Below are 21873 nucleotides of genomic sequence, written 5' to 3'. Positions count from 1 at the left end.
CGATCAGCCATTATTGGGGCAAAGGATCCAGTTTCTTGCCGCGACGGAACTTCATCTGCAGCCGGTCAAAATACAGGTAAACCACCGGGGTGGTGTAGAGCGTCAACAGTTGGCTAACGATCAGGCCGCCCACGATGGTGATACCGAGCGGTTGACGTAACTCTGCGCCGTCGCCGTGGGTCAACACCAACGGCAGTGCGCCAAAAAGTGCCGCCAGTGTGGTCATCATGATCGGCCTGAAACGCAGCAGGCAAGCCTGGAAAATGGCGTCATGTGCGCTGATACCGCCGTTGCGTTGTGCATCCAGGGCAAAGTCGACCATCATGATGGCATTTTTCTTCACAATGCCGATCAGCAGCATAATGCCAATCAGCGCAATCAGGCTGAACGGCGCGCCGAACAACTCCAGCGCCAGCAGTGCGCCCACGCCGGCAGAAGGCAGGGTGGACAGGATGGTCAGCGGGTGAATATAGCTTTCATAGAGGATGCCTAGCACGATATACACCGTGGCGATGGCGGCGGCGATCAGCAGCAACTGGGATTTCAACGTTTCCTGGAATACCTGCGCGGTACCGGCAAAGGCACCACGTACCGTAGCCGGGACGCCGAGCGCCGTCATGGTGCGCTCTACGGCGGCGGTGGCGTCCGACAGGCTACCGCCATCCGGCAGGTTAAACGAGATGGTCGAGGCGGCGGACAGCCCCTGATGGTTGACCGACAGCGGTGCATTGGCCGGACGCCAACTGGCGAAGTAGGACAGCGGGATCGCTTTGCCGTCGCTGTTAATCACGAACATCTTGTCCAGCGAACTGACGTCCTGGGTATAGGGTGGCGCGACTTCCATCACCACCTTGTACTGATTGAGCGGCTGATAGATGGTTGAGATCTGGCGCTGACCGAAGGCGTTATTCAGCAGGTTATTGGCATCGGAGACCGAAATCCCCAGCCGGGCCATGGTTTCGCGATCGTAAACCAGGTCCATTTCCGAGCCTTTGTCCTGCTGATCGGAGTTGACGTCGGCCAGCTCCGGCAGTGCGGCCAGCGCGGTGCGGATCTTCGGTTCCCACTCGCGCAGTGCGGCGAGGTCATCTGCCAGCAGAGTGTATTGGTAGCTGGCATTAGCCTGCCGGCCGCCGACGCGAATATCCTGTACGGCCATCAGGAACAGGCTGGCCCCCGGCTCTTTGGCCAATTTGGCGCGCAGGCGGGCGATCACTTTCTGTGCATCATCGCTGCGCACCGACAGGGGTTTCAACGAAATAAACATCGAGCCGCTGTTGGTGCGTGAACCGCCGGTAAAACCGGTGACGTTTTCCACATCCGGATCTTCACGCACGATTTTCATGAAATCTTCCAGCTTAACGCGCATAGCCTGGAAGGAAATGCTCTGATCGGCCTGGATAAAGCCCATCAGCCGGCCGGTATCCTGTTCCGGGAAAAAGGTTTTTGGAATACTGACGTACAGCCACACGTTGAGTGCGATGGTGGCCAGAAACACCGCCAGCACCCAGCGCGAGTGGCCAAGCACCCAGCTTAGCGAACGGCCATAACCCTTTTGCAACGCCAACAGCATTTTACCGAAGCCGCGAATGCGCCGCTGCGAGCGCGGCGGCTGGTGGCGCAGCAGGTAGGCGCACATCATCGGCGTCAGCGTCAGCGAGATAATCAGCGACAGCCCGATCGACACCGACAGGGTGACGGCGAACTCGCGGAACAGGCGGCCAGGCAGGCCTTCCATCAGCAGCAGCGGAATAAACACCGCCACCAGCGACACGCTCATCGACAGCACGGTGAAGCCCACTTCACGCACCCCGACCAGCGCCGCATTAATGGGTTTCATGCCGGCCTCGATGTGGCGAGAAATATTCTCCAGCACCACGATAGCGTCGTCGACCACGAAGCCGGTAGCGATGGTCAGTGCCATCAGCGACAGGTTATTCAGACTGAAGCCGCACAGATACATGGCGGTGAAGGAGCCGATCAGCGAGACCGGCACGGCGACCGCTGGGATCAGCGTAGCGCGGCCGGAACGCAGGAAGATGAACACCACCAGGATCACCAGCCCGATGGCGATCACCAGCGACTGTTCGACCTCGGCCAGTGAGGCGCGGATGGTCGGTGAGCGATCCTGGGCGATATTCAATTGGATCGACGCCGGAATATTGTCTTGCAGCGCGGGCAGTTCGGCGCGGATCCGATCGACGGTTTCAATGATATTGGCGTCCGGCGCCCGGCTGATGGCCAGAATAATCGCCGGTTTGGCGTTGGTCATCCCGGCGTTGCGGACATCCTGCACCGAATCGTTAACCTCGGCCACGTCGCTCAGGCGCACCGCCGAACCGTTGTTGTAGTGGATAATCAGCGGCCGGTAGACCTCGGCGGTTTTCAGCTCGTCGTTGGCCTGGAGCTGCCAGCGCTGCTGTTGATTTTCCACCGACCCTTGTGGCCTGCGTACGTTGGCATTGCTGATGGTCTGGCGCACCGCATCGAGCGATATGCCCTGATTGAACAGGGCGCTCGGGTTGAGTTCGACCCGCACCGCAGGCAGCGAGCTGCCGCCGACCGAAACGTCACCCACCCCTTCGGTCTGGGCGATTTTTTGCGCCAATTGGGTAGAGGCAAAATCGTAGAGTTGGCCCTGGCTGTAGGTATCCGAGGTTAGCGTGAGGATCATGATCGGCGCGTCGGATGGGTTGACCTTACGGTAGCTGGGGCGGCTTGGCATGCCGGTGGGCAACAGGCTTTGTGCGGCGTTGATTGCTGCCTGCACGTCACGTGCGGCCCCGTTGATATCACGATCGAGATCGAACTGCAGAATCACCCTGGTGCTGCCCAGTGAGCTCATCGAGGTCATTTCATTGACCCCGGCAATGCGGCCCAGCGCCCGTTCCAGCGGCGTCGCCACCGACGAGGCCATGGTCTCTGGATCGGCACCCGGCAGCGAAGCGCTGATCGAAATCACCGGGTAGTCGACCTGTGGCAGCGGCGAGACTGGCAGCAGGCTGAAGCTGATCACGCCGCTGATGGCGATAGCCAATGTCAGCAGCGTGGTGGCGACCGGCCGATAGATAAACAGGGCGAAGAATTTCACGGCAGCTCCTGCGCATCCGGCTGACGGCGGGTATTGCGCGCCAGCTTGTCAAACAGCAGGTAGATCACCGGCGTGGTGAACAACGTCAGGATCTGGCTCATCACCAGCCCACCGACCATACAGACTCCGAGTGGGTGGCGCAGCTCCGCGCCGACGCCGGTGCTGAGCATCAGCGGCAGTGCGCCCAGTAACGCGGCCAGCGTGGTCATCAGGATTGGCCTAAAACGCAGCAGGCAGGCCTGATAAATCGCGTCATACGGCGTCATTCCCTGTTCACGCTCGGCGGCCAGGGCAAAGTCGATCATCATGATGGCGTTTTTCTTCACGATGCCGATCAGCAGGATGATGCCGATAATGGCAATCACGTCCAGTTCGCTGCCGGCCATCATCAGTGCCAGCAAGGCACCGACCCCGGCGGTGGGCAGGGTGGACAAAATGGTCACCGGGTGAATAAAGCTCTCATACAGCACGCCCAGCACGATATACATCGCCACCACCGCCGCCAGGATCAGCCACAGGGTGCCGCCCAGCGCTGCCTGGAACGCCAGCGTCGCGCCCTGGAACTGGGTGGTGATGTCTTTCGGCAGGTTGAGGTTTTTTTCTGCCAGAGTGATGGCGTCAACCGCTTCACCGAGGGAATAATTTCCTGCGACGTTAAAGGAGATGGTGGCCGCAGGGAATTGATCCAGATGGTTAACCGACAGCGGCCCGAAGCGCTGTTCAATTTTGGCGATGGTGCTCAGTGGCACTATGGTGCCGTTGCTGCTGGTCAGACGGATATCATTCAGCGCCGACAGCCCTGGCGTAGTGCTGACGTCATGTTCCAGCACCACGCGGTACTGGTTGGCCTGGGTGTAAATGGTGGAGATCAACCGCTGACCGAAGGCGTTGTACAGCGCATTATCCACGTCGCTCATGCTGATGCCGAGGCGAGAGGCCGAATCGCGATCGACATTGACATAGGCCACCAGCCCCTGATCCTGCCAGTTACTGGTCACGTCCGCCAACTGCGGCGTTTGTTGCAGTTCCGCCATCAGTTTCGGTACCCACAGGCTGAGATCGTCCAGCGACATCGCCTGCAGGGTGAACTGGTATTGGGTGCGGCTGACCTGAGTATCGATAGTCAGATCCTGTACCGGCTGCAGATACAGCTTCACACCGGGGAACTGGGTACTCATCTGTTGCAGTCGGGTGATGATGGCCGGAATACGCTCGCTGCGTTCGCTTAAGGGCTTGAGGTTGATCTGCAAGCGGCCGCTGTTGAGCGTGGAATTACTGCCATCGACGCCGACAAACGACGTCAGGCTTTCCACCGCCGGATCCTTGAGAATTTCTGCCGCCACTTGCTGCTGGCGTTCGGCCATATTGCTGAATGACACCGACTGTGGTGCCTCCAGCGTGCCCTGAATGATGCCGTTGTCCTGCACCGGGAAGAAACCTTTCGGGATCAGCAGGTACAGCAAGATGGTGAGCAGCAGCGTGCTGAACGCCACGCCGAGCGTCAGCCACGGGTGGTTGAGCACCGTTTTCAGCCATTTGCCGTAGCGGGCGATAACCCGATCAAAGAAACGCTCGGAAGCCGCGGAAAAGCGGTTCTGCTTACGCAGCGATTCGTGGCTCAGCATGCGCGCGCACATCATCGGCGTCAGCGTCAGCGAAACCACGGCGGAAATCAAAATCGCCACCGCCAGCGTCACGGCAAACTCGCGGAACAGTCGGCCGACGATATCGCCCATAAACAGCAGCGGGATCAGCACCGCCACCAACGAGAAGGTCAGTGAGATAATGGTGAAGCCGATTTCACCGGCCCCTTTCAACGCCGCATCGAGCGGTTTTTCCCCCTTTTCGATATAGCGCGAAATGTTCTCAATCACCACGATGGCGTCATCGACCACAAACCCGGTGGCGATGGTCAATGCCATCAGCGTCAGGTTGTTAATTGAAAAGCCGAGGAAGTACATGGCGGCAAAGGTACCGATCAACGACAGCGGTACCGCGACGCTCGGAATAATGGTGGCCGGTACGTTGCGCAGGAATACATAAATCACCATTACCACCAGTGCCACCGCCAACAGCAGTTCGAACTGCACGTCGCTGACCGAGGCGCGAATGGTGGTGGTGCGATCGGTCAGTACCTTGACGTCGACCGATTTTGGCAGGCTCTTGATCAACTGGGGCAGCATCTCGCGGATGCTGTCGGCGGTGGTGATCACGTTCACCCCCGGCTGACGCTGGATGTTCAGCACAATCGCCGGTTGTTTATTGGCCCAGGCTGCCAGCCGGGTATTTTCTGCGCCTTGTTCGATGGTGGCGATATCCTGCAGGCGGATCGCCGCGCCGTTTTGGTAGGCGACAATCAGTTGGCGGTAATCGTCGGCGGACTTCATCTGATCGTTGGCGGATAGCGTGACCGAGCGCGTCGGGCCATCCAGGCTGCCTTTGGCGGAGTTGACGTTGGCATTGCTGATGGCGGTGCGGATGGTTTCGCTGTCCAGGCCGTAGGCGGCAACGGCCGCGGCATTAAGTTTTACGCGCACCGCCGGCCGCTGACCGCCGGAGATTGTGACCAGCCCGACGCCGGTGACCTGGGAGATTTTCTGCGCTACGCGGGTTTCCACCATGTCTTCCACCTGAGTCATAGGCATGGCGGATGAAGTCACGGCCAGCGTCAGGATCGGTGGATCTGCAGGGTTAACCTTGCTGTAAATCGGCGGGTAGGGCAGATCGCTCGGCAACAGGTTGGTGGCGGAGTTGATCGCGGCCTGTACTTCCTGTTCGGCGACGTCGAGCGGCAGCTCAAGCTGGAATTGCAGCGTCACTACCGAGGCGCCGCCGGAGCTTTGCGATGCCATCTGTTTCAGGCCGGACATCTGGCCAAACTGGCGCTCCAGCGGGGCGGTAATGGCCGAAGTGACCACATCCGGGCTGGCACCGGGGTACAGCGTGACCACCTGAATGGTCGGATAGTCAACTTCCGGCAGGGCGGAAACCGGCAGGGCGCGATAACCGATAATCCCCGCCAGCAGGATCGCCACCATTAACAGCGTGGTCGCGACCGGGCGCAGAATAAACAGGCGGGATGGGCCACCGCCGGGGTTAGGTGGCATCACCTGCATCAGGATTTCCCCTGAGCGCGAGTTGGTTGGCTCGGTTTAGTCGCTGCCGAAGCCGCCTGCGGCGTCACCACTTCTACCTGCATGCCTTCAGTCAGGCGATCGATACCGTCGGTGACCACCCGATCGCCGACGTTCAGGCCGGCGGTGATCACCACCTGTTGGCTATCCTGCATGCCGGTGGTGACCAGGTGTTTGTTGACTTTGTTCTCTTCACTCAGGGTCCAGACGAAGTTGCCTTCGTTGCCCATCTGTAGCGCTGCGGTCGGGATGACCATGGCATCGTGCAGCGTCGCCACCTTCAAACGTGCATTCACAAACTGGTTGGGAAACAGCGCATCGTCCTCGTTGGTGAAACGCGCCTTCAGTTTGATGGTGCCGGTGGTGGTGTCGATTTGGTTATCCAGGCTCAGTAATGAACCGGTGGCCAGTTGATTTTGGTTGGTGCGATCCCAGGCTTCGACGCTAACCGGGCCGGCTTTTTGCGCTTTGATCAAATCGCTGATATTGGCTTCCGGCAGGGTAAACACCACGTCGATAGGATGAGTTTGGGTGATCACCACAATGCCGGTGGTGCTGCCGCTGGTGATGTAATTGCCGACATCCACCAGTTTCAGGCCGACGCGACCGTCGATCGGCGCGGTGATGCGACTGTAGGTGATTTGCAGTCTGGCGCTGTCCACCGTGCCCTGATCGGCTTTGATCGCCCCCTCAGTCTGTTGCACCAATGACAGTTGGGTATCCAGATCCTGCCGCGAGACCAGATTGGTTTTCGCCAGTTGCTGGTAACGCGCCAAATCGCGCCGGGCATTAGCGAGCGTGGCCTGGTCTTTTGCCAGTTGCCCCAATGCCTGAGTCAGTTGCACTTCAAACGGGCGCGGGTCGATTTCCACCAGCAGATCGCCTGCCTTGACCTGTTGGCCTTCGGTAAAGTGGATAGCCATCAGTTGGCCGTCAACCCGGCTGGTGACGGTCACGGTGTTGGCGGCGGTGGCGGTGCCCAGTCCGGAAAGATAGCGTGGTACCGTCTGCTGCGTGACGGTGGCCGCCTGCACCGGTGACATCGGTGCCCCACGTCGGCCAGCGGCCGCCTGGCCTTTACCTGCGTGGCGCGCATGCGGTGCAGCATCCGTGGCAGGTTGCGCAGCGCGGAAGTGACGCCAAATCAGCACGGCGGCAATAGCCACAATGACCACCACCAGCAGGCGCAGTATCAGTGAACGACGTGGGTTTTTTGCAATCATGGTGGTGAAAATATCTCCAAAAGGCAGGCGTGCGGGCACTCATTGCCAAAAAAGTTACACTCCTTACAGGATACTAGTTTAGCCAGTCAAGACGGCATAAAAATGAAGGAAATATGGAGTAACCGTCAGCATTGTCCTAATAAGTTGCAGATTTGTGCATGCCCGCCTTATAAGAGACTTAATCCGGCATATAGCCAATACGTTTTGGCCTATTTCTCGGTTTGGCGCTAATAATTACCCTGCGAATCATTAATTCCCTTGGAGCATACAATGAGCAACAGAGAACTGGGCCGTTCGGGCATTAAAGTACCGGCATTGACCTTCGGCGGTAACGTGTTTGGTTGGACTGCCGATCGCGAAACCTCATTTAGCCTGCTGGATGCGCTGGTGGAGAACCAGCTCAATTTCATCGATACCGCCGACGTGTATTCCAGTTGGGCGCCGGGCAATCAGGGCGGAGAGTCGGAGACCACCATTGGACAATGGCTGAAAAAAACCGGTAAGCGCGACCAGGTCATCATTGCCACCAAAGTGGGCAAGCCGATGGGCGAAGGCAAACAGGGGCTGTCGCCGCGCTATATCCAGCAGGCGGTTGAGGATTCACTGCGCCGTTTGCAGACCGATTATATCGACCTTTATCAATCGCATGATGACGACCGGGACACGCCACTGGCAGAAACTCTGGCGGCGTTTGATGCGCTGATCAAGGCCGGCAAGGTGCGAGCGATAGGTGCTTCCAACTATCAGGCCGATCGTCTGGAAGAAGCACTGAACGTCAGCGAGCGGGAAGGGTTGGCGCGTTACGAAACCCTGCAGCCGGAATATAACCTGTATGCGCGAGAAGGCTATGAGCAGGGGCTGGAGGCGGTGGCGCAGCGCCATGGACTGGGCGTGATTAACTTCTTCTCGCTGGCCAGCGGTTTCCTGACCGGCAAATATCGTAGCGAGCAAGATATCGGCAAGAGCCAGCGTGGCGACAGAGTGATTGGGCAATATCTTAATCCGCGCGGTTTAAAAATTCTGACGGCGTTGGATAGCGTTGCGGCGAAGCACCAGACTTCACCCGCGCAGGTTTCATTGGCCTGGCTGATAGCGCGGCCCAGCATTACTGCACCGATCGTCAGCGCAACCTCGTTAACGCAGTTGGATGAGTTGGTTAGCGCTACCCGTCTGCGGTTGGATGCCGAGGATATCAGCACCCTGAACCAGGCCAGCACCTGGTAATCGGGTTAGCTGCGCACGGCGTTAATCAATGACAGCAACTGCGTCAGGCAGGCTTCAACGGTGCGCCCAGCGGTATCAATCGTCACCACCGGTGTGCTCCAGGGCGTGTAATCATGGGCGGTGACACTTTCCCAATTGGGCAACCGTAACCCGACAATATCACCGTCGCGGGTTTCGACTCGTCGGCGGTGTTCCGTGCGGTTGGAACAGACCACTTCAATATCCAGGCAGGCGGTGCCAGCCCGTAGTGCAACGCTATGCCAGTCCTCACGCGTGACCGGCAGCGGATTGACTGAGTCGGCAATCACGGTGTGACCAAGACGCAGGTTATCTTCGGCGACGCCATAAGCGGCAAAATATCCCGCCGGGCCAATGTCATTGGCCAGAGCTCCGCTGTTGCGGATCGCTTGTTCAAGGGTATCGATTCGCAGATGCATTGCGGGTAATGCGCTAGCCAGCGCCCGCGCCAGTGTAGTTTTACCGCTGCCCGGCAGACCGGAAAAAACGATCAGCATTGTTGCTCCCGCCAGTTTTGTTGTGTCAGCCGATACAGGACATGTTTTTGCAGCGGATGGCCCTGCGGCAACCGTGGATGCAGGAAGTTTTCACCGCTGGAGGTCATGCCAATACGTTCCATAACCCGGCGTGATGGCCCGTTGTTTTCGGCGGTAAAAGACACTACTTCAGCTAAATCCAGCCGTTCGAAAGCGTAGCACAGTGCGGTGCGGGCGGCCTCAGTGGCGTAGCCTTTTCCCCAGTGCGTTGCCGCTAACCGCCAGCCGATTTCTACGCAGGGAGAGCAGGGCAGATCGTCCGCCGGGATCGCCAACCCGACAAAACCGATAAAAGGCGCGCCGTCTTTTTCTTCCACCGCCCACAAACCCCAACCGTTCTGCTGCATGAATTGACGAATTTTGTCAGCCTGCGCGTGGCTTTGTTCGGCTGTCAGCGGGGCAGGGAAATAACGCATCACCTGGGGATCGGCGTTGAGGGCGGCGAATGCCGGCAGATCTTGGTCGCGCCAGGCGCGCAATAGCAACCGGTCGCTTTCCAGGGGGAGTATTTCATACATAACTGACCTCCAATGACCAGGGGCGCGGCAGGCCGCGCCCTCGGACGATTAACGGAACAGCGTTTGCGCCCAGCGTGCCAGCCCGGCGGTGACCGAGCCAAAATCGTTGCCCCCAACGATAGGAATGCCCGGCAACTGCTGTTGCAGCGCGGCGCGCAGCAGCGGTGAACGTGCGCTGCCGCCGGTGAGATAAATCACCTGTGGCGCGGTCTGGCTGCTGGCCAGTGCGGCGCTGACCTGTTCCTGAATACGCAGTAGCGGCTGCGAAATAGCTTCGGCAAGCTGATCCTGGCTGATGGTTTCCGTCAAATCAGCCTGGACGAAAGCCAGCGGTGCGCTGATGTTTTGCTGTGCGGACAGGGCGATTTTACTCTCCTCCGCCGCGCGCACCAAACGGTAGCTCAGACGTTGCTGGTGAACTTTCAGCAGGCGTTTGACCTTTTCCGGCTCGGCGGCATCGCGGATCAGATCGCGCAGCATGCGGCCGTTGGCGACGCTGTAAAAGTCGTTCTGCGCCGGCACGTCGTTGGTGGCGACGGCGTTCCAGTAAGGCAGCGCAGGCAGGGCGATACCCTTGCCGGTTTCGCCGCCCATGCCGAACAGTGGCATCAGCTGTTTGAATGCCAGCATGATATCCAGGTCGTTACCGCCCACGCGGCAACCGCTGTGCCCCAGCAGGCTTTGCTGGCGTTCGGCGCGGTCACGCCATTGTGGCCCCATCAGCAGCACCGAGCAGTCGGTGGTACCGCCGCCGATGTCTACCACCAGCACGGTCTTCTCTTCGGTCAGCGTGGCTTCGAAGTCCAGTCCTGCCGCGACCGGCTCGAACTGGAATTCAATGTCTTTGAACCCGGCACGCTCGGCAGCGCGTTGCAAAATGCCCTGCGCCTGCTGGTTGGCATCTTCACCGCCCATGCCCTGGAAGTTGATCGGGCGACCGATGACCGCCTGACTGATGCTGTCCTGCAGGACGTTTTCCGCCTGGCGCTTGATGTGGAACATCATGGCACACACCAGATCTTCAAACAGCGCGATCTGCTGTGGCTTCAGGCCGTTGGCGCCGAGGAAGGATTTCGGTGAACGAACAAAATACACCTCTTCCGGATCTTCAACGTAGTGTGCCAGCGCTTGCAGGCCGAACAGCACGCTGTTGCTGGCGACCGGGATGTCTTCTTCACGGTTGTAGTTGATTGCCCGGCGCAGCAGTTGCTGGTTCTCTTCGCTGCCGGTGGGCACTTGCCAGTGACGGTGCAAGCACTCGCTCACGGCTTCACGCGTCGGTGCGCACAGCATCGACGGCAGATAGGGTTCGTTGTTTTCCAACGTCAGCAGCTCGGGGCCGTTATCACGCATCACTGCAACGGAACAGTTGGCCGTTCCGTAATCGAATCCAATAAACATGTCTTTTCTCACTCCCCATGCCGATGAAGGGGGGCGACTTTACCCGAGACTTGCCCCTCGGGCAACGTGCCAGCGCATAACTGACGAAAATTTTAGTGACTAACGGGAGCGCGTGCTTAACTTAATGTCCGAATCCCGCACGTCAGCGCACCAGCCGAGTCGCATAATGAACAAAAAACTGACCCCGAGCCTAGCCATGAAAAACCAACAACAAGCGCTGTATCAGGCACTGAGTGCGCGCGATCGTAAATTCGACGGCCGCTTTTTTGTCGGCGTTTCTTCGACCGGTATTTATTGCCGCCCGGTGTGCAGTGCCCGCACGCCGAAAATCGAGAACTGTACCTTTTACCCTAGCGCGGCGGCGGCAGAGCTGGCCGGGTTTCGCCCCTGCCTGAAGTGCCGGCCGGAGTTGGCGCCGGGGCTGGCGTTGATTGATCTGGGCAATCGCTATGCCCAGGTGGCGGTACAGTTGATTGAACAGGGCTATCTGTCGGAGCATAGCTGTGAGCAACTGGCCGCGCGGTTGGGCATTTCCGACCGCCACCTGCGGCGTATCTTTGCCGATCAGTTTGGCGCGTCACCGATTGATTATGCCCAGTCGCACCGGCTGTTACAGGCCAAAAGGCTGCTGGCGGATACCGATATGCCGCTAAGTGAGGTGGCGTTTGCCGCCGGTTTCGGCAGCCTGCGGCGTTTCAACGAGTTGTTCAAGGCACGCTACCGGCTGATCCCCTCGGCGCTGCGCAGCAGCAGCGGCCGTAATGAACGCACCGTCGCCAGCGGGCTGGTCTTTCATCTGGGTTACCGTCCGCCCTATGACTGGCCGCGTATGCTGAGTTTTTTGCAAACCCGTGCGGTAAGCGGAGTGGAAAAGGTGGAGGGGCAACAGTATCTGCGGGCGATCGCCATCACCCAGGGCGGCATTGATTATCACGGCTGGGTCAGCGTGCAGCCGGAAGAGAGCCACAATCGAGTGCGGGTGGAGATTGCCCCAGCCCTCAGCCGGGTGACCACGGAAGTGCTGCGGCGCATCCGCCAGCTGTTTGATCTGGACGCGGCGCCAGATCTGATCGTCCAGGCCTTGGGGCAGCTTGCCGCCGATGCGCCGGGCCTGCGTTTGCCCGGCTGCGTCAACGGCTTTGAGCAGGCGACCCGGGCGGTGCTTGGGCAGTTGGTCAGCGTCAAAATGGCGGCGACCTTTGCCGGACGCATGGCTGAACGTTGGGGAACGCCGCTGGAACAGCCTTACGCCGGCATTACCCATGTGTTCCCCAATGCCGAACAGGTGGCGCGGTTGCAACCCGAGGAACTGCGCCCGCTGGGGGTGCAACTGAAACGCGCAGCGGCGCTGATCGCCATCGCACGGGCGGTCACCGAAGGGCGGTTACAGTTGGAAAACGTGCTGGATATTGAGCAAGGGATCAAGGCGCTGACCGCGTTGCCGGGGATTGGCAGTTGGACGGCCTGTTACATCGCGATGCGTGCCTGGTCATGGCCGGATGTGTTTCTGACAGGGGATTATCTGATCAAGCAGCGCTTTCCTGGGATGACGCCACGCCAGATTGAAAACTATGCCGAACGCTGGCGGCCCTGGCGCTCTTACGCCACGCTGCATCTGTGGCATAACCAGGGTTGGGTGCCGTCAACGGACACTGACGAGTAGCCGCGTTATTCTTCGGCAGCAATCAGCGCCAGCAGGCTGTCGATCCCTTCACGCATCAGGAAGGTGAGTACTTTTTCGCGCTCGCTTTCGCTCAGGTGATAGTAATACTCAACCCAGACTGCCAACGGATCCTGGCGTTCAAGTTGATATTCTGCGGGATCTTCTTGCAGTACCAACAGGCTGCGCGCGCCGATCGGCAGGCTATTGATGTGGTATTCCACCGCTTTGCCCTGCACGCCTTTTCGGCGGCGACTGATCCAGCCTTCGCGGCGGGCCATCAAATTGATTCCCTGCGGCGAGGAGGGCAGTCCTGCAATGCCGGTAAGCTCTCTGGCGGCAAACCACTCGTTTTTCATAGCCATTATCCCTGAGCAATCACGTTTAAAGATGGTGGTGGAAATTAACGCGCGTGCTGATTTCCGTATCGAGGTTTTGTTCAAACGATTAACTTTAACTCGTTAGTTATACCACTAACCTCAGGTTGGCTAAGCAAAAAAAACGTGATCGGGGGCATGTGGCCGATGACGCCACGGCCTGAAAGACTGGAGAATGAGGCTGAATGGAGGGGGCGGTGTTAGTGAGCGGTCGCAAAAGCCGGCGTTGCCGCCGGCCATCAGAGATTACAGCAGGAAGAGGGTGGCCAGACCGAGGAAGATAAAGAAGCCGCCGGTGTCGGTCAGCGCGGTAATCAAGACGCTGGAACCGACCGCCGGATCTCGTCCCATTTTTAGCATCGCCATCGGGATAACCACCCCCATCAGCGCCGCTACCAGCAGGTTGAGGATCATTGCCAGCGTCATTACCCCGCCCATCGCCCAATCGCCATACAACAGCCAGGTGACGATGCCCATGATACCGCCCCAGACCACGCCGTTGATGATGGCGACCCCCAGTTCCCTGAACATCAGGCGGGAGATATTGCCGACTTCGATTTGATGCAGGGCCAGTGCGCGGACGATCATGGTGATGGTCTGGTTACCGGTGTTGCCGCCGATACCGGCGACAATCGGCATCAATGCCGCCAGCGCCACCAGTTGTGAAATGGTGTGTTCAAACAGGCCGATAACGCGCGAAGCGATAAATGCGGTACACAGGTTGATCGCCAGCCATGCCCAGCGGGTTTTCACCGCTTTGCTGACCGGGGCGAACACGTCTTCTTCCGGGCTTAAGCCCCCCATACGGCGCAGGTTGCTGTCGCTTTCCTCGTTGACCACGTCAACGATCTCTTCAATGGTCAAGCGGCCCATCAGCTTGCCTTTGGCATCGACCACCGGGGCGCTGATCAGGTCATAACGTTCGAACGCGCTGGCTGCAGCCTCGGCTTTCTCTTCCGGCAGAAAACGGGTGGGATCGCTGTCCATCACCGCCTGTACCAGAGTTTCCGGGTCATTGAGCAGCACCGCGGTGAGCGGCAACTCACCCAATAGCGTATTTTTACGGTCGGTGACAAAGAGCTTATCGGTGGCCGCCGGTATGGTTTTGCGCAGGCGCAGGAAGCGATGCACCGCACCGAGGGTGACGTCCGGGCGCACCGTGACCAGTTCAAAATCCATCATCCAGCCGACGGTGTCCTTGCCGTAGTGGATCATCTCGCGCACCTGAGCGCGCTGCTCCGGCTCCATCGAGGTCAGCAGGCGGCCCATCAGGTTACGCGGCAGGTATTGCGCCAGATAGGCCTGTTCATCAACGTCCAGCGTTTTGATGGCTTTGAGCAGGTCTTTATCGCTCATTTCTTCGATCAGGCTGTCCCACACCGGCTCGGCGACTTCCACCAGTGCCTGGCCGCGCTTGGCGTTACCCACCAGCCGCCACAACGCCAGACGTTCGTCCTGCGGCAGCGCTTCGAGCAAGTCAGCCAAATCGGCGGCATGCATATCGTCGAGCAGGCCGGTAATTTCAGCGGTCTGGTTGAGCAGCTCACTTTTGCTAAGGGCGTTTTCGTCACCCGGTCGGCCGAGAATGCCGTCGACCAGGTCTTTGTTATTTAACAGCAGAGAAATAATGCGCTGGCGGTGCTCAGCGACTTTTCTAACATTATGCGTTGCGGCTGACATGATATTCCTTACTGGCACTCAGGGGTCCTTACAGACAAGCTCTGAACAACAGAGAGCTTAGTGAATGCAGACGTCATTTTTATGAAATGGCAGCAGAAGCTGAGGAATAAGTAAGGGGCCTGGCATGCCGAAACGCCGGCAGGCTGCTTAACTATTCGCAAGCCCTGCAAAATAGCCTGGGTCTTTGAAGTCAGGGAGCGGTGCCCTGGTTTTCGCCGCCTGTTTCGGTGGTTGTTTGATAAGGGGCGAGCTTTTTTTCCTGATGATGGGGTACTGCGACCACCGCAGCATACAGCAGACGGCCAACCAAAATGATAAAGCTGACAAACAGTACTATTTTTGTCATCTGTCCGGTGGTTTTTTTACGCATATATCACCCGGCATGCCGGTTTCCTGTGTCATTCAACGACGGTGAAAGCCGATAAATTGTAAACGGAATTTTAGCTATCGATGACAAATATTGTCCATTTATTTCCAGTTGGTACCGTCGGATATTTCACTTATGTTTAGCATGAGTTTTAGTTTGTCTATTGGATCATGGGCTTAAGGAAATACCAAAAATAGGCTTACACATATTTACCCAACTTTTCCTCCATGATTGATCGCAGTCAAACCCTTGCTGACCCTGCCGCATAAAATTCCACTCCATTCTCCTGTCGCATATGTTACTTTCACTTTGCCTCATGAATGGATAGAGGTACGTAAAGGAACCTGCCTTATTACCTGAACGCGCGAATGGAATTGCGCTCTGACGGACTCGTTATTTTTATGGTTAAGCCAATATTCTGGAAGCATTTACGCGAGCGCTGGTGGGGTTATCCCCTCATCTGGGGCTTGTTGTTGATCCCGTTCGCCGGTTGGTTGTCGCCGCGCATTATGTTGCCAGAGGGCAAAGTCTATCTGCTCTATCTGCCACTGGCAGCCTGCATTGCGTTGTTGATGGTCTACGACTGGCGGGCGCTGCCGGGCATTACCCTTGCCATCATGGTGCGATACGCGAGCCGACTGGGGCTGGAGAGCGGCATATTGGTCACCTCGTTGTATCTGCTTTGTCTGATCCTGTGCTGGTTGGGCTATCGCAGCCAGACTCAGCGTCGTTGGTGTGCGGCTCCCGGCGTACCGACATTGGTCAAAGCGAGGTTGATCTGGTTGGTGGTGCTGCCGGCGTTGCTGTTTGTCTTCGGCCTGAAACTGCTGGTCGCTCTGGCCCAATTGCCTGACGAACTGGGGATGATGCCCGGTAATAGTGATTATTTGTTGGCCCTGGTCAATTTTCAGGCGCTGCTGCTGGGTTGCCTGTCCGCTATGCCGCTGTTCTACTTTATGTTGCGTCTATTGAACAAGCCCAGGTTCGCACTGACGCTGTGGCGACGTTTTGGCCGTGAAATGGCTCCCCAGGCCGATAAAAAAGAGTTGTCTCTGTGGTTGCTGGTGCTGGTCAGCATGGTGGCCTTGCTGTCTTACTACGCCAAAAATTCCAATCCTCTGCTGCTGGGGGGCTATGGCCTGATCCTGTTGCTGCCGGTGATGCTGTATGGCGCGATGCGCTTTGGCTACCAATTCAACTGCATTATCTGGTCTTCTTCGCTGCTGGTGCTGTTTTTCCATTATCCCGGCTATGCGCAGCGCGACAATTTATTGCATAACCTGGCAGTCATCTCTTCGATGATGGTGGTGTTTACCCTGTGTATTTACCTGATGTCGGCGCTCAATACCCGCCAGCGATTAAGTCATGCCAGGGCGCAAAGCGCTGCGCTGCAAGATCCGGTGATTGGCTTGCCTAACCTGCGCGCCCTCAAGCGCGATCTGACCTTGTCATTACCCTCAACGTTGTGTTTCCTGCGCGTTAGCGAGCTGGATTTGCTGAGCCGCAACTACGGTATGCAATTGCGCATTCGTTTCAAACAGCAGTTGGCGGCGCTGCTGCATCAGGTATTGGCACCCGGTGAGGGCGTATATCATCTGCCGGGTTATGATCTGTTGCTGCGGGTGGATGGCGAAGACAGCGAAGAAAAGGTTTTGCAGATCTACCACGCGCTGGAGAAATTCCGTCTGATATGGAACGGGTTGCCGCTCCATCCGCCGCTGGGGTTAGGTTATTGCAGCGTGAATGCGGATTTCGAACATCTCTACCTTCTGCTGGGGGAACTTAGCTCGTTGGCGGAAGTATCGTTGACCAGCGGCAAACCGGAGAGCGTGCAAAACGGCGGACAATGGGTGCAGGAAGAAATTAAGCGCAAAGTCGAGTTACTGCATGGTGTACAGCATGCGTTGGATAACGATGGGTTCATTCTGATGGCGCAGCCGATCGTGGGCCTGCGCGGTGACCGATATCATGAAATTCTGCTGCGCATGCGTGACGTGTGCGGAGAGATCATATCGCCTAATGATTTTCTGCCGGTGGCACATGAGTTCGGTCTGGCGTATCGGCTGGACCTGTGGGTGTTGCGCAATACGCTGAAATTTATGGATCAGTACCGTGCCGAACTGCCCAGTGCGCGTTTCGCGGTTAATCTGTCACCTTCTTCGCTGTGCCGGCCTATGCTGCGCCACGATGTCAACAGCCTGCTGGAGCAGTACCAGATTGAGCCCTATCAATTGACGCTGGAAGTGACCGAATCGCATCTGTTGCAGGATACGGCCTATGCCGGGGCCAACTTGCAGGCACTGCGTGAGATGGGGTGTCGCATTGCGCTGGATGACTTCGGCACCGGCTATGCCAGCTACGATCGGCTGAAGATGCTGCCGGTCGACATGTTGAAAATCGACGGCAGTTTCGTGCGTGACATGCTGACCAATCCGGTGGATTTCCAGGTCATTACGTCTATCTGCAAGGTTGCGCGCATGAAACGGCTGGCGATAGTGGCTGAATATGTGGAAAGCATGGAGCAGTTGGTCGCGCTGAAAGGGGTTGGCGTGGACTATATGCAGGGCTACTTCATTGGCGAGCCACAACCCTTGCTGGCGCTGTTACCGACACCGCGTTGAGTGTTGCCCCCCGGCAGGCAGGGGGCGAAAGACTCAGGCAGTACGTTGCTCGTTTTGGGTCTCTTCTTCTTCGCAAATCAGCTTCCAGCCGACGACGTCATTCCAGTAGGCCTGCTCACGTTCAAGATCCAGTTGTACCAGGTTGTTTAACGCCAGATAACCGGCCGGGAAACGCAGCGTCCAGTGATTATCGTCAGTACTCAGGCGCAGCGTCTCGGGGGTGGTGGTCGACTGACGCTGGTTATTGAGCAGGGTGCTCAAACGCAGCAGTTGGATCAGCGGCAGGTAATGCTTTTTCTTGAACAGGTTCAGCCGCGGCAGTTCTTCCAGCTTGATACCCTTACGGTGGAAACGCACCAGCGCCGCCAGCAGCAACTGCTGTTCCTGATTAAAGCCGGGCAGGTTGGTGTTTTGCAGAATATAGGCCGAGTGGCGATGCATGCCGCTGTGGTTGATGCTCAGCCCCACCTCATGCAACATGGCGGCCCATTTCAACAGCGCTTCCAACTGCGGATTTGCCAGCTTGGTGTTTTGCGCCATCCATTGGGCGTACAGCAGTTCGGTGGTGTCCAGCACCCGCTTGGCCTGCTCACGGTCGATATTGTAGTGATCGGCCAGGCTTTTGGCGGTACGGCTGCGGATATCCTGATGGCGGAAACGGCCCTCCATTTCGTACAGTACGCCTTCGCGCAGTGCGCCGTCAGAAAGACGCAGGTCGCGGATTGCCAACGCGTCGAACACGCCGCACAGGATAGCCAGACCCGGTACAAACACCGACTGACGGTCTTCCGACAGCCCCGGCAGGCTCAGGGAGCTGAAGCTTTTAAACTGCAACACCTGCTCCGTCAGCATCTCCAGCCGTTCCAGGGTGATCAGGCCGTCTTTTTCGCCCATCGCCACCAGCACTTCGTGTGCGGCCTTGATGGTACCGGACGCGCCCAGAGCATACTGCCAACCCTGAATACGGTACTGCCAGGCCAGGGTTTCCAGCTTCTGTGCCGCTGCCAGGCGCGCACGCTTGAAATTGTTTTTACTGATTTCACCGCCTGGGAAAAACTGCTGGGCGAAACTGACGCAGCCCATACGGCGGCTTTCCGCCAGCAGCGGCTCAAAGTCTTCACCGATCACCAGCTCAGTAGAACCACCGCCGATATCGATCACCAGCTTGCGGCCTTTTTCCGGCTGGGTGTGCTCCACACCCATAAAGATCAGACGCGCTTCTTCCTGTCCGGCGATGATTTCAATCGGGTAGGGGATCACTTTAGCTGCACGTTTGAGAAACACTTCCGCGTTAACGGCCTGACGCAGGGTATGAGTACCGACGATGGTGACGTTATCCGCCGGGAAGCCCTGCAGCCGTTCGGCAAACAGCGCCAGGCAGGCCAGTCCACGTTCTATTGCCTCTTCACTGAGCACATTGTTGCTGTCCAATCCATCGGCGAGGTGGACCCGTTGTTTTAAACGGCCCAATACCTGTAAAGCGCCGTTGACGACGCGGGCAATCACCATATGGAAGCTGTTCGACCCGAGGTCGATGGCAGCAATTTCCTGCGGTTTATTTGTTGCAGTGCTTTTTAGCGGCATAGTTGCTGGCCTACTGTCCTGGTTGTTCCAGAGCTTTTAAATACTCGTAAATGGCAACCTGAGAACGGACTTTACGGCGGTTGCCGCGCGGTACGTACTGGTTGCTCAGTTCTTTATCGAGGTAACGTGCCTTGACCGTGTCGCTGAACAGGATTTCCAGAATATCCAGAACTCGTTGTTTCAGCGTTGGATCCAGCAGCGAGACCGCGACTTCGATGCGGTAATCTATGTTACGGGTCATCCAGTCGGCAGAGGACAGATAAACCAGTTTGTCACCTTTGTTTTCGAAAACGTAAACCCGGTCGTGTTCCAGATAGCGGTCGACGATGCTGATTACTTGAATATTGTCACTGATCCCCGGCAGGTTGGGAATCAAAGAACACATACCTCGCACCAACAGGCGGATTTTTACACCGGCGCCGGATGCGGTATATAACCGATCTACCAGCCCTTTATCCACCAGATTGTTGATTTTCAGCATAATGCCGGCGGGAAGCCCGGCCTCGGCATTGGCAATTTCCCGGTCGATTAACTCATACAGCTTCAGGCGCGAGTTCTGCGGCGACACCATCAGGTTGTCGAAGGTGACCGGCCGGTACGGGTTTTCGATAAAGTTAAACACCCGACGCACTTCGTTGGTGATGCGTGAGTCGGCGGTCAGCAATGAATAGTCGGTATAAATACGCGCGGTTTTCTCGTTAAAGTTGCCGGTACCGATATGAGCATAGCGCACAATCTCGTCGCCTTCACGGCGTGAGATCAGGAACAGTTTGGCGTGGATTTTCAGGCCTGGAGCTGAGAAGATTACGTGCACGCCGGCTTCCGTCAGGCGCTTGGCCCAGTGGATGTTGGCCTCTTCATCAAAACGTGCCTGCAGCTCTACCACCACCGTGACTTTCTTGCCGTTGTGGGCGGCGTGGATCATCGATTCGATAATACGTGAGTCTTTCGCCACGCGGTAAATATTGATTTTTATCGCCAGCACACTGGGGTCAAATGACGCCTGACGCACCAGTTCCAGCACGTGTTCAAAGGTGTGGTATGGGTAGTAAAGCAGCACGTCCTGTTCGCGGATGGCGTCAAAACCGTTGCGGAACTTTTCGAACCAGGTATGGCGCAGGCGTGGCAGCGGTTTGTTGACCAGATTGGCCTTGCCGACGTTCGGGAAGCCGATAAAGTCTTTAAAGTTATGATAGCGGCCGCCGGCGATCACCGAGTCATAGTTGGATATACCCAACTTGCCGCGCAGCAACTCCACCATTTCATTCGGCATGTCGCGCTGATAAACAAAACGTACCGGCTCGGCGGTCAGGCGCTGTTTCAGGCTGGAGGACATCAGTTCCAACAGGCTCGATTCCATCTCAGTGACCAGATCGTATTCCGCGTCGCGGGTCATTTTCATCGAATAGGCATTGAGCGCGTCGTAGTCGAAGAAGCCCTTGAAAATATCGTCCAGGCAGTAGCGCAGAATGTTGTCCAGCAGGATCATCGGTTTGCGACGGCGCGGGGCTTCCGGCGGCAGGTTGACGAAGCGCGGCACCTTATCGGACGGGATCTCCAGCAGCGCATAATCGATGCGTATGCCGCGAATAATCTCCACCGCCAGATAGGTGTAATCGTCTTTCAGGAACTGCACCAGGTTGGTTTCGTGATTGATCAGGATGGGCGTGATGTGCTGACGCAGGTGCTGTTTGAAGTATTGTCGCAGCCAAATTTGCTGGTTCTCCGACACCTGACGTTCGTTGATCAGGAAGATCTGATTACGCGCCATTTCCAGCAGCAAATCGTTATACAGGCTGTCGAATTCTTGATCGGTTTTTAATACCTTGGCCTGGATCTTTTTCAGCAGATGGCGTGAAGCGCCGCCAGAGCCTTGCTCTTCGCTGATCAGAATGCGTCGTTTGAGATCGGCAAAGCGGACCTTATAGAACTCGTCAAGGTTATTGGAGTAAATGCCCAGAAAACGCATGCGCTCAATCAGGGGATTGCTCTTATCTGCGGCTTCCTGCAATACGCGTTCATTAAAGGATAACCAGCTTAGTTCTTTTTCGATGTAGAGCTTTTCCTGACCCATTGCCACTCCAGTTCAATTTTAGAAAAGGATCCGGGACGCAGCCCGGATGCCGCTTCAGTGTCCTTCATCATTATTGCGAGAGATTGACAGGAAAGTCCAACATATCCATTACCCTGGCGCGAGGCATTTTAAGGCGTAAAAATATTTTCTGCGGCGTCGGGACTGCGTGCCATTACCAACTGGCATAAAATGCCGCATTTCATGCTTTGTGTTTATAGATGTGATCGGGTTTATCATCATTTTTCAGCAATATATGTGATTAATAATGCTTATGTGTAGCCTAAAGTTCGACGGACTCGGCGGGCAACTTTGTCATGCAAACGTCATAAAACTGACATAAGATGCCCGGTTATTCTATGGCGCAA

At 57.2% G+C, this 21873-nt stretch carries 14 protein-coding genes; 3 read left to right on the top strand and 11 right to left on the bottom strand.

The features are described from left to right. Nucleotides 1–10: 10 nt before the first annotated feature. Genes mdtC through ACSOSI_RS18975 form a run of 3 tightly spaced genes read right to left on the bottom strand, consistent with a single transcriptional unit; the run spans nucleotide 11 to nucleotide 7448 of the window. The gene (mdtC, locus tag ACSOSI_RS18985) at nucleotides 11–3091 is read right to left on the bottom strand and encodes a multidrug efflux RND transporter permease subunit MdtC (RefSeq protein WP_476705948.1); all 3081 of its coding nucleotides are present in this window, start codon (nucleotides 3089–3091) and stop codon (nucleotides 11–13) included. Next, a complete protein-coding gene (locus ACSOSI_RS18980) occupies nucleotides 3088–6207 on the bottom strand; it encodes an MdtB/MuxB family multidrug efflux RND transporter permease subunit (protein ID WP_476705947.1) in 3120 nt (1039 codons plus the stop codon). The genes mdtC and ACSOSI_RS18980 overlap by 4 nt, the downstream gene beginning before the upstream one ends. Further along, nucleotides 6207–7448, bottom strand: coding sequence for an MdtA/MuxA family multidrug efflux RND transporter periplasmic adaptor subunit (locus ACSOSI_RS18975; protein ID WP_261131470.1), 1242 nt, complete (start codon nucleotides 7446–7448; stop codon nucleotides 6207–6209). The genes ACSOSI_RS18980 and ACSOSI_RS18975 overlap by 1 nt, the downstream gene beginning before the upstream one ends. Nucleotides 7449–7718: 270 nt before the next feature. On the opposite strand from ACSOSI_RS18975, the gene ACSOSI_RS18970 reads away from it, so the two are divergent. Further along, on the top strand, nucleotides 7719–8672 hold the full coding sequence (locus ACSOSI_RS18970) for an aldo/keto reductase (protein WP_476705946.1): 954 nt from the start codon (nucleotides 7719–7721) through the stop codon (nucleotides 8670–8672). Between the two features lie 5 nt (nucleotides 8673–8677). On the opposite strand, the gene ACSOSI_RS18965 is transcribed toward ACSOSI_RS18970, so the two are convergent. The 3 genes from ACSOSI_RS18965 to yegD are packed head-to-tail and all read right to left on the bottom strand — an operon-like array spanning nucleotide 8678 to nucleotide 11145. Further along, nucleotides 8678–9187, bottom strand: a complete 510-nt coding sequence (locus ACSOSI_RS18965) for a P-loop nucleotide/nucleoside kinase family protein (RefSeq protein WP_261148457.1) — start codon at nucleotides 9185–9187, stop codon at nucleotides 8678–8680. After that, nucleotides 9181–9744 (bottom strand): GNAT family N-acetyltransferase, encoded by a 564-nt coding sequence (locus tag ACSOSI_RS18960; RefSeq protein WP_476705945.1) that lies wholly within the window; start codon nucleotides 9742–9744, stop codon nucleotides 9181–9183. Before ACSOSI_RS18960 ends, ACSOSI_RS18965 begins: the two co-directional genes overlap by 7 nt. 48 nt (nucleotides 9745–9792) lie before the next feature. Then, a complete protein-coding gene (gene yegD / locus ACSOSI_RS18955; RefSeq protein WP_012146257.1) occupies nucleotides 9793–11145 on the bottom strand; it encodes a molecular chaperone in 1353 nt (450 codons plus the stop codon). 166 nt (nucleotides 11146–11311) lie between these two features. On the opposite strand from yegD, the gene alkA reads away from it, so the two are divergent. After that, nucleotides 11312–12808: a DNA-3-methyladenine glycosylase 2 gene (gene alkA / locus ACSOSI_RS18950; RefSeq protein WP_329908744.1), complete on the top strand. Its 1497-nt coding sequence runs from the start codon at nucleotides 11312–11314 to the stop codon at nucleotides 12806–12808. A gap of 5 nt (nucleotides 12809–12813) precedes the next feature. Here the strand turns inward: alkA and ACSOSI_RS18945 are convergent, their stop codons facing one another. The 3 genes from ACSOSI_RS18945 to ACSOSI_RS18935 form a co-directional block, all read right to left on the bottom strand. Beyond that, nucleotides 12814–13164 carry a DNA-binding protein gene (locus tag ACSOSI_RS18945; protein ID WP_012146255.1) on the bottom strand — a complete coding sequence of 117 codons (351 nt, stop codon included), beginning with the start codon at nucleotides 13162–13164 and terminating at the stop codon, nucleotides 12814–12816. A 264-nt stretch (nucleotides 13165–13428) separates the two neighbouring features. Further along, on the bottom strand, nucleotides 13429–14862 hold the full coding sequence (mgtE, locus tag ACSOSI_RS18940) for a magnesium transporter (protein ID WP_476705944.1): 1434 nt from the start codon (nucleotides 14860–14862) through the stop codon (nucleotides 13429–13431). Between the two features lie 190 nt (nucleotides 14863–15052). Beyond that, nucleotides 15053–15232 (bottom strand): YfgG family protein, encoded by a 180-nt coding sequence (locus ACSOSI_RS18935; RefSeq protein WP_012146253.1) that lies wholly within the window; start codon nucleotides 15230–15232, stop codon nucleotides 15053–15055. A gap of 398 nt (nucleotides 15233–15630) precedes the next feature. Here ACSOSI_RS18935 and ACSOSI_RS18930 point away from each other — a divergent pair, with 398 nt between their 5' ends. Further along, nucleotides 15631–17850, top strand: coding sequence for a GGDEF domain-containing phosphodiesterase (locus ACSOSI_RS18930; RefSeq protein ID WP_476705943.1), 2220 nt, complete (start codon nucleotides 15631–15633; stop codon nucleotides 17848–17850). A gap of 33 nt (nucleotides 17851–17883) precedes the next feature. Here the strand turns inward: ACSOSI_RS18930 and ppx are convergent, their stop codons facing one another. Then, nucleotides 17884–19434 (bottom strand): exopolyphosphatase, encoded by a 1551-nt coding sequence (gene ppx / locus ACSOSI_RS18925; RefSeq protein ID WP_012146251.1) that lies wholly within the window; start codon nucleotides 19432–19434, stop codon nucleotides 17884–17886. Between the two features lie 10 nt (nucleotides 19435–19444). After that, nucleotides 19445–21508, bottom strand: coding sequence for a polyphosphate kinase 1 (gene ppk1, locus ACSOSI_RS18920; protein WP_012146250.1), 2064 nt, complete (start codon nucleotides 21506–21508; stop codon nucleotides 19445–19447). Nucleotides 21509–21873 lie beyond the last annotated feature (365 nt).

It is taken from the genome of Serratia sp. AR11 (assembly GCF_056376275.1).
This window is presented reverse-complemented; position numbering and strand designations above follow the sequence as displayed.